This is a genomic window from Winogradskyella sp. KYW1333 (assembly GCF_003335675.1).
Classification (GTDB): Bacteria; Bacteroidota; Bacteroidia; order Flavobacteriales; family Flavobacteriaceae; genus Winogradskyella.
Genome location: NZ_QPHL01000015.1, coordinates 153,459 through 172,611, shown reverse-complemented (window position 1 = coordinate 172,611; position 19,153 = coordinate 153,459). Strand labels below are relative to the sequence as shown.

The 19,153-nt window shown below is 32.3% G+C and carries 17 protein-coding genes; 1 reads left to right on the top strand and 16 read right to left on the bottom strand.

All coding sequences use genetic code 11. The features are described from left to right. Positions 1–12 precede the first annotated feature (12 nt). From DUZ96_RS06450 to pheT, 7 genes are all read right to left on the bottom strand, one after another. On the bottom strand, positions 13–1,995 hold the full coding sequence (locus tag DUZ96_RS06450) for an LptF/LptG family permease (protein WP_114301129.1): 1,983 nt from the start codon (positions 1,993–1,995) through the stop codon (positions 13–15). Between the two features lie 17 nt (positions 1,996–2,012). Then, the gene (locus tag DUZ96_RS06445; RefSeq protein ID WP_114301128.1) at positions 2,013–2,654 is read right to left on the bottom strand and encodes an outer membrane lipoprotein carrier protein LolA; all 642 of its coding nucleotides are present in this window, start codon (positions 2,652–2,654) and stop codon (positions 2,013–2,015) included. Between the two features lie 19 nt (positions 2,655–2,673). Then, positions 2,674–5,082 (bottom strand): DNA translocase FtsK, encoded by a 2,409-nt coding sequence (locus DUZ96_RS06440; protein ID WP_114301127.1) that lies wholly within the window; start codon positions 5,080–5,082, stop codon positions 2,674–2,676. 27 nt (positions 5,083–5,109) lie between these two features. Beyond that, positions 5,110–5,898 (bottom strand): M15 family metallopeptidase, encoded by a 789-nt coding sequence (locus tag DUZ96_RS06435; RefSeq protein ID WP_114301126.1) that lies wholly within the window; start codon positions 5,896–5,898, stop codon positions 5,110–5,112. 69 nt (positions 5,899–5,967) lie between these two features. Continuing rightward, positions 5,968–6,336, bottom strand: coding sequence for a diacylglycerol kinase family protein (locus DUZ96_RS06430; protein ID WP_114301125.1), 369 nt, complete (start codon positions 6,334–6,336; stop codon positions 5,968–5,970). Between the two features lie 16 nt (positions 6,337–6,352). Then, on the bottom strand, positions 6,353–6,853 hold the full coding sequence (tpx, locus tag DUZ96_RS06425; protein WP_114301124.1) for a thiol peroxidase: 501 nt from the start codon (positions 6,851–6,853) through the stop codon (positions 6,353–6,355). A 51-nt stretch (positions 6,854–6,904) separates the two neighbouring features. Further along, positions 6,905–9,331: a phenylalanine--tRNA ligase subunit beta gene (gene pheT / locus DUZ96_RS06420; RefSeq protein ID WP_114301123.1), complete on the bottom strand. Its 2,427-nt coding sequence runs from the start codon at positions 9,329–9,331 to the stop codon at positions 6,905–6,907. Positions 9,332–9,474: 143 nt separating this feature from the next. Between pheT and DUZ96_RS06415 the strand changes: the two genes are divergently transcribed. Further along, positions 9,475–10,689: a peroxiredoxin gene (locus DUZ96_RS06415; RefSeq protein ID WP_114301122.1), complete on the top strand. Its 1,215-nt coding sequence runs from the start codon at positions 9,475–9,477 to the stop codon at positions 10,687–10,689. Positions 10,690–10,776: 87 nt separating this feature from the next. Here DUZ96_RS06415 and DUZ96_RS06410 read toward each other — a convergent pair whose 3' ends face one another. From DUZ96_RS06410 to DUZ96_RS06370, 9 genes are all read right to left on the bottom strand, one after another. After that, positions 10,777–11,649 (bottom strand): hypothetical protein, encoded by an 873-nt coding sequence (locus DUZ96_RS06410; RefSeq protein WP_114301121.1) that lies wholly within the window; start codon positions 11,647–11,649, stop codon positions 10,777–10,779. Positions 11,650–11,849: 200 nt separating this feature from the next. After that, positions 11,850–12,266, bottom strand: a complete 417-nt coding sequence (locus DUZ96_RS06405; protein WP_114301120.1) for a cupin domain-containing protein — start codon at positions 12,264–12,266, stop codon at positions 11,850–11,852. Positions 12,267–12,448: 182 nt separating this feature from the next. Next, positions 12,449–12,988 (bottom strand): hypothetical protein, encoded by a 540-nt coding sequence (locus DUZ96_RS06400; protein WP_114301119.1) that lies wholly within the window; start codon positions 12,986–12,988, stop codon positions 12,449–12,451. Between the two features lie 2 nt (positions 12,989–12,990). Continuing rightward, positions 12,991–14,247: an alpha/beta hydrolase-fold protein gene (locus tag DUZ96_RS06395; protein ID WP_114301118.1), complete on the bottom strand. Its 1,257-nt coding sequence runs from the start codon at positions 14,245–14,247 to the stop codon at positions 12,991–12,993. Positions 14,248–14,404: 157 nt separating this feature from the next. Next, entirely contained in the window at positions 14,405–15,193 is a 789-nt protein-coding gene (locus DUZ96_RS06390) for a PhzF family phenazine biosynthesis protein (RefSeq protein WP_114301117.1), read from the bottom strand. A gap of 387 nt (positions 15,194–15,580) precedes the next feature. After that, entirely contained in the window at positions 15,581–16,678 is a 1,098-nt protein-coding gene (locus DUZ96_RS06385; protein WP_114301116.1) for a lipase, read from the bottom strand. Between the two features lie 214 nt (positions 16,679–16,892). Further along, positions 16,893–17,720: a cyclase family protein gene (locus tag DUZ96_RS06380; RefSeq protein WP_114301115.1), complete on the bottom strand. Its 828-nt coding sequence runs from the start codon at positions 17,718–17,720 to the stop codon at positions 16,893–16,895. Positions 17,721–17,775: 55 nt separating this feature from the next. Continuing rightward, the gene (locus DUZ96_RS06375) at positions 17,776–18,141 is read right to left on the bottom strand and encodes a hypothetical protein (RefSeq protein ID WP_114301114.1); all 366 of its coding nucleotides are present in this window, start codon (positions 18,139–18,141) and stop codon (positions 17,776–17,778) included. Positions 18,142–18,305: 164 nt separating this feature from the next. Continuing rightward, entirely contained in the window at positions 18,306–19,007 is a 702-nt protein-coding gene (locus tag DUZ96_RS06370) for an SIMPL domain-containing protein (RefSeq protein WP_114301113.1), read from the bottom strand. Positions 19,008–19,153: the final 146 nt, after the last annotated feature.

Below are 19,153 nucleotides of genomic sequence, written 5' to 3'. Positions count from 1 at the left end.
GCAAAGATAAGTTTATTTTATATTATTAATACAGCTTAGATAGAAGTGTTGTTCTATTCTATTTTTGAGGAAGATATATTTTAAAGGGTAGAGTGGAAGTGTGATAAAGAACCAAATTGGATTAATACGTTTTTGTTTTTCGTTAATTGTCTTGTAAAATTTTGAATAAACAATCGCAGACACTACAGCATAAATTGCCAAAAAAATAAAACTTATAATACTCAAACTTAAAGATGCTTCAGCCAATTCAGGTAATTTGTTATTTCTAAAGACAAAATGCAATATCAATAAGATACCACCAATTGTAAAACTAACTAAGCTTGTCTTGGAGTAATCCTTGAAGTCTTTGAGGATTGATTTAGCTTCTATTAGTTTGGCTGGTATCTCAAGACCTTCAGTTTTTAAGTTTTCAAGTGATATATTACGGTTAAGCAAGTTATGAAGTGCAATCTCCTTTGGTCTTTTGTCTAGATCATATTCACCTTGGCTTTTTATTACCTTAACCAGTTCTTCAAGAGTATACTTTTTGTAATAATTGTATTCTTTGGTCTCACTTTCTGATAGACGGATCGGACGTTTAGAAGTAAATAATTGTTTCAAAGGAACTAGAAGTGGGTCTATTTGGAAAACACCTTTATCATTGGTTGCACGTGATGTCAAATAGATACTCAAAGGTAACATTACTGTTGTAGATAACCAAGATCCTATAATAGGATTTAAACTTCCTTTTTCTGCACTGTTAATAGCAAAAATCCCAAAGAAATGATAGGTGAGGAATAAAACAATGGCAACAACCATAGGTAAACCTAATCCTCCTTTACGAATTAAAGCTCCCAAAGGTGCTCCTACAAAAAACAGAATAATACAAGCGACAGCTAATACAAACTTGTCGTGTAAAGCAGTAATATGTTTGTTGTACCATATTTTTTTGGTCGCAAAATTTCGTTTGTTAGATTCAATTATCTGAGTGGTGCTATTGGCCGAATTTGTAGCTAAATTTATAATTTGAAGCTTGTTTTGAAGATTAAACAAATCCAATAACTCACCTGTATAGAGTGAGTCTTTTTTATTCTTATCTATATTTAAATTTAAGGCAGTATAAGTAGATCTGTTATAAAGGGTATTAGATAATGCTTTTAAATCATCTTTCCGTTCTTTATCTAAAGTATCTATAGCCCTGTTTAACTGCTTTATATCTAACATACTGTACCTGTCACTTTGACTTTTTTCGTCTAGGTCTTCAGTATTTAAAATTTCTAAATCAACATTTATGATATAACTTTCAAAATAACTTTTGGCATGAGGTTTCTTTTCGTTTCTACTGTTTTTGGAATCAATTATTTCCTCATAATAATTTCCGTTCAATAGCTCTAGCTGTAACACATTAGAATCTGGACTACTTTTGAGCTCGCCTTTCTCTGAAACTATAACTTTATGGTTTCCCGTTCTTGTACTGCTTTTTTCGTGAATGATTACGCCATCTAAATATTGACCTCTTTCACCAGTTTTTTTATCAACCTTAATATTAATGTTTCCAATTTCATTGAATTGACCCTCTGCGATGGCTAGAGCAGGTTTTACTTTAGCAATGTTTTTACGAAGATTGTAGAAATGATACTCGCCCCAAGGAATTACATTATTTGCAAAAAAGAAACAAGCAACGCCTAAGATGACTATAAAAACACTTAGACTTCGCATTGCGCGTTGTAAAGAAATACCAGTAGACTTCATTGCGGCAAACTCATAATTTTCTGCGAAATTACCGAATACCATTATTGAAGTTAATAATATGGTGAGTGGCACAACCAATGGTATGAGCCTTGGCATGTAATATAGAATAAATTTGGCTGTAACAGAAATATCCAAATCTTTACCTGCTAATTCTGATATATAAAGCCAAAGCCCTTGCAGAACAAAGATGAACATGAATATGATAAAAACGCTAAAAAACGTTCTAAGAAATGTGATAAGTATGTACCTATCTAATATTTTCACAAATTACTATTTAAACCTTAATCAATTTTATTGATAAAGTAATCACTGTATTTACTTTCATCAAATGTAAATAAGGTTTTTGATATAGGCTCGTCTGTTTTAAAAGAATTAACGGTTAATGTGGTTTTTGTTCCGTTTTTACCATTTTCTATGAGGTTATAGATGTGTTTTGTAGTAGCATCGATACCCAATAAAATGTTTTTTATTTCTGAATTTGTATCGATAGGATTAAGTTTAACGTACTGAATTTTTCTTCCTCTTACATTTTGAATAATATCCATTTTGTAGGTGTAACCATCTTCATAAAAAGAAAGCATTTTGCTCGGAGTTATGGTTCCTTCCTCATCCGTGTTATCTGAAGAAATAGTTACCTCTTCATCCTCTGGGCTAATAGTATAAAGCGTTTTGCCATTATAAATACGAGTAATACCTAATACATTAAGCTTGTATTTTTCGCCTTGTATGACAACATCGCCTCGGGTTTCTTGATTAATATTTTCACTTATATTATTAAGCTCGTATTTAAAGTCTAAGCTAATATTCTTATAAGTTTTAATTTTCTGACTTACCTCATTAAGTAATGATTCTGCCTTAGCATCATTTTGTGCTAAGCCTGAAAATCCTTGGGCTAAACTTAATATTAAAACTAACTTTTTCATGTGGTATATGTCTACTTTTCTATTGTTTTTCGTTTTCTAATAATTGATCTAATGCTACAAAATCTGGTACTAAGACTTGTCTTGCCTTACTACCTTCAAAAGGACCAACAATTCCGGCAGCTTCTAACTGATCAATTATTCTACCAGCTCTGTTATATCCTAATTTTAATTTACGTTGTAATAGTGATGCAGATCCTTGTTGGGCTGTCACAATTATTTCTGCAGCTTCTCTGAACAACTTATCTCGATCTGCAATATCTATATCAAGATTTGTGCCACCTTCTTCACCTGCATATTCTGGTAATAAGTGTGCATCTGGATATGCTTTTTGAGATCCGATAAATTCAGTAATTTTTTCCACTTCTGGAGTGTCTACAAATGCACATTGTAAGCGAATTAAATCATTTCCTTGCGTAAAAAGCATGTCACCACGACCAATTAACTGATCTGCTCCAGAACCATCTAAAATGGTTCTAGAATCTATTTTACTAGTTACTCTAAAAGCAATTCTTGCCGGGAAGTTTGCTTTTATAATACCTGTAATAACATTTACAGACGGACGCTGTGTGGCAATAATAAGATGTATACCAATCGCTCTTGCCAATTGTGCTAATCTCGCAATAGGAGTTTCTACCTCTTTACCAGCTGTCATTATTAAATCGGCAAACTCATCTACAACCAATACAATGTATGGTAAGAATTGATGCCCATCATTTGGGTTTAGTTTTCTTGCCTTAAACTTTGCATTATACTCCGAAATATTTCTACAAAATGCATTTTTAAGCATTTCATAGCGATTATCCATTTCAATACATAACGAGTTTAAGGTATTAATTACCTTGGTATTATCTGTTATGATAGCCTCTTCACTATCCGGAAGTTTTGCCAGATAATGACGTTCTATTTTATTGAAAAGCGTCAACTCTACCTTTTTAGGATCTACAAGAACAAATTTTACTTCCGCAGGATGTTTTTTGTACAATAGAGAAGTCAACACAGCATTTAAACCAACAGACTTACCTTGTCCGGTAGCACCTGCCATAAGTAAGTGAGGCATTTTAGCTAAGTCTACAACAAATGTTTCATTGCTAATGGTTTTACCAAATGCAATTGGTAATTGCATTTTAGATTGTTGGAATTTTTGCGAGGCTATTACACTACGCATAGATACAATAGTTGCTTTTTTATTAGGGACTTCAATACCTATGGTACCCTTGCCTGGAATAGGTGCAATTATTCTTATGCCCAAGGCTGCTAATGACAATGCTATATCATCCTCTAAATTTTTAATTTTAGAAATTCTTATACCAGCATCAGGTACAATTTCATATAGTGTTACAGTTGGTCCAATAGTAGCTTTAATACTGCTAATACCAATCTTGTAATTGTTTAAGGTTTCTACAATTCTATTTTTGTTTTCCTCTAATTCTTCCTGATCAATTGATATTCCTTCGTTATCGTACTTTTTCAATAGATCTAAATGAGGGAATTGATATTTACCCAGTTCTAGAGTTGGATCAAATTGACCAAAATCTTCAACTAATTTGTCTGAAAGATTATCTAACTCAGATTTTTCTTCTTCTATGGCTTCAACTTCAACCTTTAATTCTGGAATTTGAACTTCTTTTTTCTCAGGTGCTTCGATCTCAACTTTAATTTCTTTCTTTTTTGATTCAGGTTTAGAATATTTTGAAATTGTTGGTTCTGGATTTTCTAGTGGAATCTCAAATGCAGATTTAATAGATTCAGCTTCCTCTGTTAAGCTATTATCAACAGTAAAAGTAGTCATTTCCTCCTCAGTGGTTAAATCTTCTTTAATGTTACGTTTTGCACTCTTAAATATATTGACAAAAGTATCCCCTGTTACCTTGAATCTAATGGCTAAATAAGTGATCAAACCAAATAACAGTAATAGAGCTGTTCCTATTTTGCCAATATAATCTTGTAAGAATTGATTTATTTCAAAGCCAATCGTACCGCCAAGAATATCATATTTATGAGTAAAGAACCCAAACAAGATTGAAAGCCATATGACAATTAACGTACCCCAAATCCAATGTTTTCTTAGACGGTCTTTTTTTAAATTAAGTGTCACATAGACACCAGAAAGAAAAACCAAACCTGAAAATATAAATGAAGGGATACCAAATCCTTTAGATATAAATAATTCGCTTACCCAAGCGCCTAATTGACTAGCCCAATTCTTATATGCCTCAGTTCGTTCTGGAAAATTAGACAATACACTTTGGTCTTCTTTACCCGTGAAAATGTATGATAAAAAGGAAATAAAAAGCAATACGCCAACTATAATCAACAAACTGCCAAATACTAATTTTTGTTGATTAGATAATTTTAGTGAAGGTTTTTTTAATGAATCCTTCGATTTAGTTTTTGTCGTGCTTTTCTTTTTAGTTGTCTTTTTTGCCATATATGATCCAGTATATTGGAATCCTTATTAATTTCTGTAATCTATAACTTTTTTGGATAGGCCATTTACATAATCATTTATCATTTTCATTTCAGTAGCTAGATAATCACCTTTAAATCCCTTAATGTCATTATAGTCCGTATGAGAATTATAATAATTCAAATATTTATTAGCCACCGGCAAATAAGACCAATGCCATTTCTCTAAATTATAACCAGTTCTACCTTTTGATTTGGATGTGTAAACCTGATAAAAACCGAACCTATTAGCATTAGCTTTAAGCCATTTGTATTCTTCATATCCAATTCCGCTGTTAAAATACGAATTATTAAGACTATTTAAATCTAAATCTGTACCCCAATGATGTTTAGAAGTAGACGGCATGGAACTATATTCAAGTATTTTTTTTGCACGTTCTTTCGGATTTAAATCATTGTAATTCAAACACTTGAGTTCCCAAATAGCTTTTTGTTCCTTGAAATTTCGAGTGCCTGACAAGATTTTTAAATTAACTCCATCTTTTTTAGCTGCGTCATACATTTCAATAAATGCTTCATAAACCTGCTTGTTAAGATAAATTTCTTTGGCCAAATATTTGGAATCTACTTTAGTAAATCTAGTGCTATTACGGTAATCAAATTTACCTAAAACCAACTTGTTAGAAATACATTCTGTTTGTTCAATCTTGTTATAAGAAATAAAAAGATGCCCATTACGGTCTTCACTAAAAAACTTAAATGTTGCATCTGTACTATTTAAATACTGAATAGAAGGTAGTAGGATTATTAAAAACAAAAAGTACCTGATATGTACCATAGTAAGTTGTTGTAATCAAGGGTAGAACAAAAATACAAATATGTAACGCTAATCCTAAGGCTTTTGGTATTAAAGAAATTTAGGAATATAAATTATTCCGGCAATGATAACAGCTATAATTGACGCTATAAAAACAGCACCTGCCGCAATATCCTTAATTAAACCAATTTTTTTGTGTTGCTCTGGATGCACAAAATCTGCCAAATATTCAATTGCAGTATTTATACCTTCAATACTCATAACCAATCCTATCATAGTTATTTGTATCATCCATTCTGTTCTAGAGATATCAAAATAAAATCCTGCTATCGTTACTGCAATGGCTATAAAGACTTGAATCTGAATACTTGGTTCCGTCCTTATAAGCATCAGCATACCCTTAAAGGCATAGCCTACGCTTTTAAGTCTATTGACAATAAACGATTCCTTTTTCTCCATTGAGTTTTAGCTCCGTTTAGCCTAATGCATTTAATGCAGCTTCATAATTTGGTTCGTCACCAGTTTCAGGAACTTGTTCCGTGTACAAAACTGAGCCATCAGAATCTAAAACGACTACTGAACGCGATAAAAGAGCTTCAAATGCACTGTCTTTTAACGTAACTCCATATGACACTCCGAAATTACCAGTCTTATAATCAGACAAAGTTATGACATTATCCAACCCTTCAGCACCGCAAAAATTTGTTAGTGCAAAAGGTAGATCTTTTGAGATGCATAATACTTTTGTTTTTTTTAATCCACTCGCTTTTTCATTAAATGTTCTTACAGATTGAGCACAAACTCCTGTTCCGATACTCGGAAAAATATTTAGGACCAATCTAGAACCGGAAAAATCGGATAAAGTTTTATCTGATAAGTCTGTTGCTGTTAATTTAAAATCAGGTGCTTTTGTACCAATTTCAGGAAGTTCTCCAATAGTTGTGGCGGGATTTCCACCAAATGTGATTTTTGCCATAGTAGTCTTTAATTTTCTTGTTAAAAGTAAAAAATATAACTAATTCTCATATTACCTTAATTCTGCACCTAACTTACTTTCAAAATTAGATTGCAGCTTAGACATAATTTTATCAATCTGTTTATCAGTTAAGGTTCTATTTTTATCTTGAAGTGTAAAACTTACGGCGTAACTCTTTTTGCCTTCAGGTAAATTTTTACCTTCATAAACATCGAAGAGATTTATAGTTTTAAGTAGTTGTTTCTCTGTCTGTTTTGCAGTAGTAAAAATATCTTCAAATGTAACTGATCTGTCAATTAACAAGGCAAAATCACGTCTAACTTCAGGGTATTTTGGTATGGCTTTAAAAGTGATAGTGTTATGCTTTGCCATATCTAACACATTATCCCAATTTATATTAGCAAATAATACTTGTTGAGAAATTCCGAAAGACTTTAATATTGACTTCTTAACCAATCCAAAGTCAACCAATTTCTTTTTGCCGAGCGATAAGGTCATTCCTTCATTAAACAAATCAGATTTTACAGGTGCAGACCTTAGGTTGTTTATACCTAGACGTTCTAAAATGCCTTGAACGGTTCCCTTTAAATAAAAGAAATCACTTGGGCTCGCTTTAGAATTCCAATTTTCTTTGGTTTTATTTCCTGTCACAAACAATGAGAGGTGTTTATATTCTTCTCGAGACTCATTGTATTTATGGTAAGATTTACCAAACTCAAACAGTTTAAGATCACCGCGTTTTCTATTAATATTGTGTGCAACAGTTTCTAAACCAGAAAACAATAATGACTGTCTCATCACACCTAAATCACTACTAAGAGGATTAAGCATTTCTACATTATGCTCTGAATTTAATTGTTCACTCAGTCCAATGTAATCTGGAGTTGTTAGGGAATTAGTCATGATTTCAAAAAACCCTTGAGATGCCAATTGATGACCAATTATATTCTGAAGTTTATAATCCTCAAATCTTGTTGAATTAGATATCGAAGCATTTAATTTTTCAGTTGTACAAATATTGTTGTAGCCATAAACACGTAGGATTTCCTCGATGATATCTGCCTCTCTTTGGACATCATTTCTATATGCAGGAACGGTCAATCCTAAACCAGTTTCAGTTACATTGTTTACCTTAATGTCTAATGAAGTCAATATGCTTTTAATTGTTTCCCTCGGGATTTCTTCTCCAATGAGTTTTTTGGCGTTGTCAAAACTCAATCTCACTTGAAAATCCTCAATCTTTACAGGATAGGAGTCAGAGATATCACTTGTAATCTCACCACCAGCGACTTCGCAAATCAACAAAGCTGCACGTTTTAAAGCATACTCTGTACTATTGGGATCGATACCACGCTCAAATCTAAAAGAAGCATCAGTATTTAATCCGTGTCTTTTTGCAGTTTTACGAATACTAACAGGATTAAAATAGGCACTTTCTAAGAAAATATCTCTTGTATTTTCGGAAACACCAGAATCTATGCCGCCAAAAACGCCGGCGATACACATTGGCTTTTCACCATCACAAATCATTAAGTCATCTGCGTGTAATTCTCTAACAACTTCATCTAAAGTGGTAAATTTCGTTCCAGCTTTGCAAGTTTTTACTACAATTTTATTACCAGATATTTTTTGCGCATCAAAAGCATGTAACGGCTGTCCTAGTTCATGCAAGACATAATTAGTAATATCAACAACATTATTAATTGGTGATAGTCCTATAGATTTTATACGATGTTGTAACCAATTTGGAGAAGCTTCAACTTTAACACCAGAAATGGTAACTCCACAATAGCGAGGACATTTCTCTTTGTCTTTAACATCAACATCAATTTTTAAAGATCTTGCATCAACATGATAAGAGCTTACAGAAGGTGTAATTAGCTCTAATGCTACTTCCTTTTGCAATAAACCAGCTTTTAGGTCCCTTGCAACACCATAATGGCTCATTGCATCAGCTCGGTTTGGTGTTAGGCCAATTTCAAAAACCTGATCATTTTCAATTGCAAAAACTTCTGCTGCAGGTGTCCCAACTTTTAAACCAGCATCTAAAACCATAATACCATCGTGGGATTCGCCAAGGCCAAGCTCGTCTTCAGCACAGATCATTCCATGGCTTTCTTCACCACGTATTTTACCTTTTTTAATTTTCCATGCTTCACCCTCAGGCGTATATAATGTGGTTCCGATGGTTGCAACAGGTACTTTTTGTCCTTTAGCCACGTTAGGTGCACCACAAACAATTTGCACAGGTGCATCCTTTCCTATATCTACAGTAGTCAACTTAAGTCGGTCAGCATTAGGATGTTGTACGCAAGTTAAAACCTCGCCAACAACAATACCGTTAAGTCCGCCTTTTACAGACTCATACGCTTCAATTCCTTCGATTTCTAACCCTAGATCTGTCAGTAACTCTCCGGTTTTCTCTGCATCCCAGTCTATCTTAATAAACTGTTTGAGCCAATTATAAGATATCTTCATAATTTCAGTTCAATGAAGCAACAAAGATAATAATAGTTGTATGGTATTAAAAGATAGAAGCAGAAAATTAAAACACACTTCATTATCCTTTTTTTTGTAAGGTAATTGTTGTTATTTTCGAACTTTATACAAAACCTTTTTATATGAGAAACATATTAGTACTACTTGTTGCTTTAATACTTTGTTCTTGTAACAATGAAAATAAATTAAAAACTCTAAAAGCGGGAAATTACCGTGTTGTTTTAGCCGTACAAGACAATGAGGAATTACCTTTTAATATTGAAGTAACGAGCTCAAATACATTGAAAATATTTAATGCCGAAGAAGTCATAGAAGTAGATGAGATACAATACCGCAATGATTCTATATTTATCATGGCTCCTGTATTTGAAGGCTATTTTGCTGGTGTTTTTGAGGGTGATAATATAAAAGGAAACTTTATTAAAGAAAGTCTTGATAGAGTAGTGCCATTTAAGGCCCAATTTAGTAATGCTAAGAGATTTGTTACCAAAGATGAAGCTTTGGAAAATATTACTGGTACTTGGGAAACAGTATTTAGCCAAGGCATTACAGGTGATGAATATATTGCCAAGGGTATTTTTAAGCAAGAAGGTGAAACTGTAACAGGAACCTTTAGAACGACCACAGGTGATTACCGTTATCTCCAAGGTGTAATGGATGGTAATACAATGAGGCTGTCTACTTTTGACGGTGCTCATGCCTTTTTGTTTACTGCAAAAGTTACGGATTCTACAATGGAAGGGACATTCTATTCTGGTAACCATTGGAAAGAACCCTTCGTTGCAAAACGCAATGCTAATTACGAATTGCCAAGCGCCAATGATCTTACCTTTTTACAAGAGGGTTATAATAGTGTGGAATTTTCATTTCCTGATGCTACAGGAAATATTGTAAGTCTTAAAGACGAAAGGTTTAAGGACAAGGTGGTAATAGTTCAAATTATGGGAACATGGTGCCCAAATTGTTTGGATGAAAGTAAATACTATGCAGATTTCTACAACAAAAACAAGGATAAGGGAATTGAGATTGTTGCCTTGGCATTTGAATATGCAAAATCCAAAGAGATTGCATTTAATAGAATTAATCGATTGAAATCTAAGATAGGAATCGATTATGCGGTACTGTTGGCACAATATGGTACTTCTGACAAAAAGAAAGCTCAGGAAAAATTACCAATGCTCAACCATATTTTATCTTATCCAACATCGATATTTATTGATAAAACAGGTAAAGTTCGTAAAATACATACGGGCTTTAACGGACCAGCAACAGGCGAGAAGTATAAAGAATTTAAGGTTGAATTTGAAGGGTTTGTTGAAGAGCTTCTTTCCGAGTAGATTCGAACATATTGAATCTACTGCAGTAAAAAATAAGGGTTGTTATTTTTCAGTATTCAAATTCATAACTTTTACAAACGTTATGTTTTACTGTTTGTAATTTGGATCATGATTATCCGTTATTTGCTTTGCGATTTCGTGTAAGTCTGTATTGAATCCTGTTTGATATGTGTTAGTATTTAGAGCGACATGATAGATACTATTTAACCATATTAGACCACCTGTTTCGCGAACTATATTACCCTGATGTCCTTTTGAATCGGTAAAAATAGAAGTTTCGCGTGCCCCAAACATATCAATATCATCTAGCAATAAGCCGTCAATATTCATTTGTGCTAAATCAAAGGTTGCCAATCCAGTTGGGATAGTAAATATTTTGGTAGACGGAAATTCGATACGCAATTGGTCTACAATTTCGTTATGTATAATCTCATTTATATAATAATCATAGAACTCTTGTATTGAGTTGAATCCATTGTCGCTTGCAAATGTATTCCAATCTGGTCGAGTGCCATTTGGATCTCCATTAGGAAAGTCAAAAGGTGATAATGATATGAAAATAGTTATGTCTGGATTGTTTTGTAATGCATATTCTATCCAAGCGTAATGACCTTCAATTCGATTGATAGAATCATGTCCAAAAGTCATTCCAAAGTATTCAATATTACCCGCATCGAGTGTAGACTTTATCTGTTGATGTTCTGCACTAGAAGAATCGTTCCAAAAATTGATAGGTCTTCCATTTTCGCCCCCACGAAAGACAGTAGTACTATTGTGATTTGTAAAACCAGCATCAAATGCCATTTCATTAAGTTTTTCTGCATAAGGTCTAAAAAAGCTATTCCCAATGAGAAGCATGTTATAACCTCGCGCTTCTGTCAGTTGGGGAATTTCTTCTTCTTTGCTGCAAGAAAATAATACTAGTAATAAAGCAACTGTTAAAAATCTAAATATTTTCATTTTATTTACTTTTTCCTTTTTAGACTAGTATTTTCTTAATTGGTTTAATAACAACTAGTGGGGGCGGTGAATTATCATTAAAAACAGAATAAATCCGATATAGATTGATTAGAATCATTTTTCGTGGTCAAGAAGTTAAAAACCCAAATATTTATGGTGATTTCTATCTATAACCATTGGTATTGCCATCAATGGTTACCTTATTTAATAATGGTTATAGGAGTTCCTTTGACTCCAGCATAAAATACAATAATCTCTGCAGGTACTGTACCAGGATTTTCCCCATAATGCCATACGTTAACAAGTTCAACAATTGGTTCACCTGCCTTAAGCATTAATGTATCATTTTCTTTGCTAATTACTCTTAATTTTCCTTTTAACAAAACACCAGCATTAATTTCAGGATGCTTATGCAATGGTAATTTTGCTTTTGGAGGTATAATTATTTTTAGAATAGTTATTTCAGGATTACCATCAAGATATTTTGGGAGTAGCTTTCCATTCCAACTCTTACTTGTTTTAGCTAAAGAAATTACCGTAATTTCTGCCGTTTTATTCGATTTACAGGCAACTAAAAAGATAAATGTAAAACAGAATAGGATAATTATTTTTTTCACTTTAAATAATTTAATCTTTAATTTTATTTGAGTTTTTCAGTCAATTTTATAAATCAGTTTTATTGATGTTTAATTCGTAGTTAACTTTTTATTTATAAATAAATTGTATAATAAAATACCCTTGAAATTGTTTTTTTGGTAGCAGACATTTAGTTAGTTACATATATTATAACCACTAGTTTTTATTTTATTATTTTTAAAATTTCCAATAATCTCGGTATTTTATCGACTTGTGATTCTGTCCAAAAAGTGTAGTTATTAAATTCACTATCATCATAACTATTAAGTTTAATAGTTAATCTTCGCTTTTTTTCATAAACAAAATATGATAAAGTCATTTCATTTGCTTTAAAAATAAATTCCGATGATTTATCTTTAAATCTTAAATCTAAATTAGGAATTACATTTTCCTCAATAAAATGTATAAACTCATTAATTTCTTCTATTCCAATCCACGCAGTTTTAAAAACCTCAGGTTTCTTAATATTCATATCTAATTGTAGAGCGTTAGTTTTTTCCCCAGTTTTTAAATTGATAACTTCAATGGGATAAAACTCTACTGTTTCACCAATTCCAGATTTAAATTCAGCAATTGTGGTCCAATCTTTATTGATCCTAGTAAAATGAGCTTTATCAATAAATTTTCGAGTCGAAGACTCAATATTTTGACCGAAGGATATCGATGTTACGGTAAATAAGAATAGTAAAATTTGTAGATTCATAATTATTTTTTATTTAGAGCTTGAATTTTTTCCTTATAGTAATTATCACCACTCAATTCATAAGCCTTGTTTAAATATTTTATGGTATTTTCTTTATCGTTTTGAGACTCATAATATTCAGCCATTGAATCATAAGCATATGCACTTTTTGGATTATACTTTATATTCATTTCAAAAAACATAAAGGCCTTCTCAGGTTGTCCCATTTGCATATTCATGTAACCATAGCCATTTAACATTTCGTCAATCATTGGTGCCGTAGGAACACCAAAATGTTTGGTATAGATTTGTTTCTGTTCCTTCAATAGCGCTACCAATTCCTCTATTGGTGTTTCTGGGTTATTATATTTTTGAGGTGATTTAAACTGATACCATTCAAATATAGAAATTAGCCCATCTCTCATTGATGGTAATGTAACTGTACCATGTAAATCTTCATGATAAACTTTCCATGAAAAATTTAGTCCATTCTGTTTTTGAGATTTCGTATAATTTGAAAACTCAATAATTGAACGCGCAAACAAAGTAAATTCTGAAGAGTCATCCATAATATTATCTATGTTTATTTCTTCATTCCACATATGTAGTTGCTCTGCAGCTAAAGAAACAAAAAGGGACTTACCTTTATAACTTTCTATACTAAGCTTTTGTTTTGCCTCCTTCAATAATTTTTGGTCATCCCAATCTAAACTTGGATCTATGGCTATATAGTTTTGAAAAAGATGTTTATGATTAACCAACATATTTATAGTAAACAATCCGGCATAAGAATGTCCAATTAATGTACGATAGTTCATTGTTGGGTATTTACCATCAATATATGGGATGAGTTCTTTTTCCAAAAATTTAGTAAAGGTTTCTGCACCCCCAGTTTTATCGTTCATTGCACTACCGCGTCTCATTTTTATCTGCGAAGTGGTTAAATCTCTAATTCGGTTGTTGCGATTAGAAATCCCAACAAGTATCATATGTGGCAGGTAATGTCCCCAATAATTAGCATAAACAGCTTGCAGAGTACTTTCTAATGAAAATCCATCAATTAAGTATATCACAGCATATTTTTCATCATTATCTTGCTGAAAATTATCTGGTAATCTTACCCAAAAGTCACGACTTTCATTTAAAGTTGTAGAAAATATTGAATCTACTATTCGATTTTGAAATTGCTCAATTTGGGGAGCAGTTGCTTGTGCAATTGCATTTTGATTTACGATTAAAATTGATCCGACAAGCATAAATAAGTAGATGTAATATTTCATTTTTAGATTTAATTTAATTATTGTCAATGTTTTGTCTATGATCAGTTGTGTGGGTTAGTGCGAACATTTGTAAGTACACAACAACCTAAAAATTCCGCAGAGATTTTCAGGGTAAGTCTGTAATAGCAATTGTTTACAGCTATTGTTGTCGGTAGTTTTATTCTATCCATAAGTTTCCAATTGAATAGGTTTTTGCTTTTCCACCAATGATTACTCTATCGTTTTTATCCTTACATTTTAAAAATCCGATTCTATCAGAGATTTGTATTGCATCCATGTCTTTTTTCCCAAGCCTACTTGACCAGAATGGAATTAACGAACAATGTGCAGATCCGGTTACTGGATCTTCTAAAATAGATGCTTGTGGCGTAAAAAATCTTGAAACAAAATCATTATTATCACCTTTTGCTGTAACAATAACTCCTCCTGGATTAAGATTTATTTGGTCAAATATTTGTCTGTTAATTTTGATGTTCTTTATGTCTTGTTCAGAATCATATACCAATAGATAATCTCTTGATTTGTAGACTTCATTGGGTTGTATATTTAAAGATTTCTTTATTATTTCAGGAAGTTCACTAGTTTTTGGCATACGTGAAGGGAAATCTAAAAAGTAAGTATCATTTTTGTTGAAAACGGTCAAATTCCCACTCAATGTTTCAAATATAAATTCTTCTTGAGAATAATTTAGAATTGATTTTAGGCAATGTGCTGTTGCTAGTGTTGCATGTCCGCATAAATCCATTTCTATTTCAGGTGTAAACCAGCGTAGGAGTATTTTATCACCTTTGTCAATAAAAAAAGCAGTTTCGGCAACTGCATTTTCCTTTGTGATATTTAAAAGTATATCATCTGGTAACCAATCATTCAGAGGGACAACACAAGCTGGGTTTCCACCGAAGGTTTTGTCTGTAAATGCATCTATTTGATATAGGTCTAGCTTCATTTTTATTGGGCTAGTTAAGTTTACTATCAAAGCATGGCTTTGTTTAATCTTACGTTTGAAATTATTTGCTTAATTACCGAAGGTAAGCATAAAAAATAAATAGAAGTTAGTATCCTATATTGTATATGGCTTTTGTTCTATAAAATTTTAATAATATGCTTTTTTAATACTATTAGTTTCAATTTCAAATTTAGTTGCTTGAATATAGTTTTTGTTAATTATTATTTTTAATAAACTAAATGAATCCATTCTATATTGCATTTCATTTAATGTAAGATTTGATAGATTATTAATTGTAATTATATCAATTAAATCCCTTATCCTGAAATAATTGTGTTTGTCTTGTTGGGGACTTCCTTGAACCTATTTAATAAAACATAAAGGTTGTTAATTGTATTTAATGAGTTTAATAACTTGACCTTCAATATGCAAATAAAACATACTTTCTGGAAAGTGCGACAAGTCAATTTGTTTGTTATTTTTAGTTAAATTCCCTTTTAAAAGGAGTTGTCCTAATGGTGAAATGAGTGTGAATTGTACATCCCTAATTATTTTAAAATTAATTATATCTCGAGTTGGATTAGGGTAAAATCCGGTAAACAATTGTTGCTCATTGGTTCCTAAAGATTCACATTCAAAATTTTGTTCTATTTTAGAGGCTACATCAGAATCAACAAAGAGATTATCCATCAATAAAGTGCAATAGCAATCATTTTGTTCTACATAAAGTTTTAACCAAGAAAGCGCTATTTTACCAACAGTACCATTTGCGCCGTTTGGCGTATTGGCAACGGAATGATTACCGTTTTCGATTTCGAATAGCACTTTATTTGTAGTGTTAGGAGTGACATTATAATGAATGTCAGCCTGTTGAGAGGGTGGGGCTGTAGGATCATCCTCACCACTAAAAATTAAAACAGGACTCGCATGATCGAGTTGAGGAGTATTGAGATATGGACATAAAGCAATAACGCCCGCAATACTGTTATCAAGTACAGCAGCTCTTTGTGCACCACCACCACCCATAGACCAGCCACTCACGGCCAATTGATCTAGGTTAAGTAATCCTTCAAGTGGAGATCCGTCCCTATTATTTTCTTGTCTTATAGTTTCCAAAGCATCTAACAAAGCATTTGCACGTGCTTCTGGAAAATCAAAAAGAGAATTTGTACCTATAATAATGGTTACAATTCCGTGAGAGGCATAAAATGGACCCCAATCTTGAACACTCGAAGGAAGCGATACAAATCCAGGAACGATTGCTATACTTGAGAATGGCGGTGTTGCGTTTGTTGGGTAGTAAATGGTCGCTCCAAAATAATCGGGGCCATTACGTATTCCATCTGCCTCGGTAAGAGTTTCCACTTCAAAAGGGCCAGGATTAGTAAGGCTCTCTAAAGTGGCACCATCACACTGTGCAAGAATAATATTGGTAAATAGTGGTGAGATAAGTGTAAGGAGAGCGACAAGGTATAAGTTTTTCATATTTTATTTTTATAATAATAGATTTAGAATCTAATCATTCTTAATCAATAATTATAATTTTTTATTGTCTTTAATTATTAAATAGAGCTCTTTTTAATTTAAATTCTTACCAATGTGTTTTTGCTTGATTTGTCATCATTCCCCATAAACTCGGCATATAGTGTGTAATCGAAATTCAATTCAGACCCCTTGTTGTTCGTGGTTACTTTTGCCCTTAATTGGTGATTGCTACAATTCTTAGTGGTGCGCCACTTCCGCCTTGAATTTTCATAGGTAATGCAATTATTTCAAATCCAATATTTGGTAATTTGTCTAGGTTGGTTAGATTTTCAAAAGCTGGAATGTTTTGAGATAGTAATATAACATGACTCTCAAAATATTCAGATTGACCATAATCAATACTTGGTGTATCAATTCCAATTGCATTTATATCTCGTTTTTCAACTAACCATTTTGCTGCTTCTTTAGACAGCCCAGGAAAATGTAGTTTTTTAACTGCGTCTTCTCCACGTTCGTCCGTTCCCATGTATTTAATTTTATCGGGGTAGTATTTTGAAAATCCTGTTTCTAATAAAACAATACTTCCATTTGGAATTTTGATTCTTTCAGTATTTTCCCACTCTAATAAATCATCAATTTTTATTAAGTAGTCTGAATTATTGTGTGTTTTTGAAGAAACATCAATTTTGATTGCTGGTCCTATTAATTTTTCTAGTGGAATTTCATCAACTGTTTGGCCATTTTCTGCAAAATGAATAGGCGCATCTATGTGGGTTCCACCATGTTCAGCAGTACTAAAATTATTTGCACAATAATAAAACCCTTTATCTGTCTCCCCATTAAAAACAGTATCTAACTCGAATTCCTCTGCTGTAACCCAATATACCGTCTCGTCCGAATAGGCGTGGGATAAATCTATAAGTTTATCGTCTGATGTATTACTTTGAATTGATCGATTAGAATCTGATGAAGTGGCCTGTTTTTCACTACATGACAATAATGAAAGAAGGAATAATAGAATTGAAAAACGTCTCTTTTTCATTTATATAATTTTTAATTTCTACATGCTTTATAGACATTGTCGGCAATAGTTTTTTTTAATATCCGATGTGTTCTTTGACTTCAATTTTCTTTTTCGTACCAGTAAGTTCTGGTCTGTATCCTCCTTCAACATAATGTTCTGAACTTATCGTGTCATTTGAAGAGTAGACAAAAACTTTAAAAGTTCCTTCACCCTTATTTTCAAATCCGAAAGAAACTATCTTATGATTTTCTAAGTCGTCCGAATTCATTACCTCGATATTCCCATTTGCTTGAAATTCAATTTTTGTTATACCCGTCTTATCAAGAACTTCAAGATTAACTATTACATCATCTCCTTTTCCCAATTCAAGAGTTCTGTTGTCACTTGAACACCCCGCTAAAATTGAAATTGTTAGTATCAAGAAAAGTTGTTTAAGCATATTTATTTTTTCTAATTGTTGCCAACGTTCTTTTATATATTTCCGTTATGGCGAAAAACAGAATGATTTTCAGAGCAGGAATCAGTAGCATGGGTTAGGGGATTAAATTTAGTTTTTCTCACAGACTTAGAAATGGATTATAGCCATTGTTGCGTAGCGTATTTTTAATCAATTTTAAATTTGATGGTAACTTCAGTTGCAACTTTAATTGGTCTAAATTCAATTTCTACGGGTTTATATTCCGTCTTTTTTCTTGAGCCATAACCAACGACTACTACTTCATCCAATTCTGCATCATAATTATAACCTTGATAGTATTTGTCAACAATGTATAGTGCTCCACCAATCTTTTGATTCAGTGGTTTGATAAGATATTCAGCTTGTTTTTTTGCTTTTTTTACTGCTTTTGATTTCAAATCCAATTTCAACTCTTCAATTTTCGAGTATTCTGTTTTATCAAGTGATACATTTGAAATCCCAATGCTTTCTAATTCAACAAGGACTTTTCCAGCAGTTTGAGCGTCAAAAACCTTTAGTTTATATGCTTTGCTTTTTAGAACATCTTTTTGTTTTAAGAAGTATTTTTTGAAATTACTTGCTAAGTCAGAGAGAGTTAATTGTTTTTTTAAGTCAACACCCAAAGATTCCAACTTTATCGCCATCTTATTCTCTAATTCTTCAACAGAAACTTTATTTCTATTATCTTTTTCTTGTAATAAAATGTCAAGATATATTATGTCAGGTTTTACAAGAGAATCAACTTTTGCAGTTGTTTCTAAGTATGGTTGGTCAATGAAGTTTTTTGTTTGCCCATTTGCAAAGTGGAAAGTTAAAACAATTCCTAAAGTCAGTAATATTCTATTCATATAATTTTTTATTTACTACACAACGGTCTCGGCTATGAGTAGTTGCGTGGTTTAGTGGTTAAGTTTGCAAGTACACACCAAACTGAAAATCCGCGAGGATTTTCAGAAGTAGGCGAGAACAAGCAATTATTTATAGCCATTGTTGT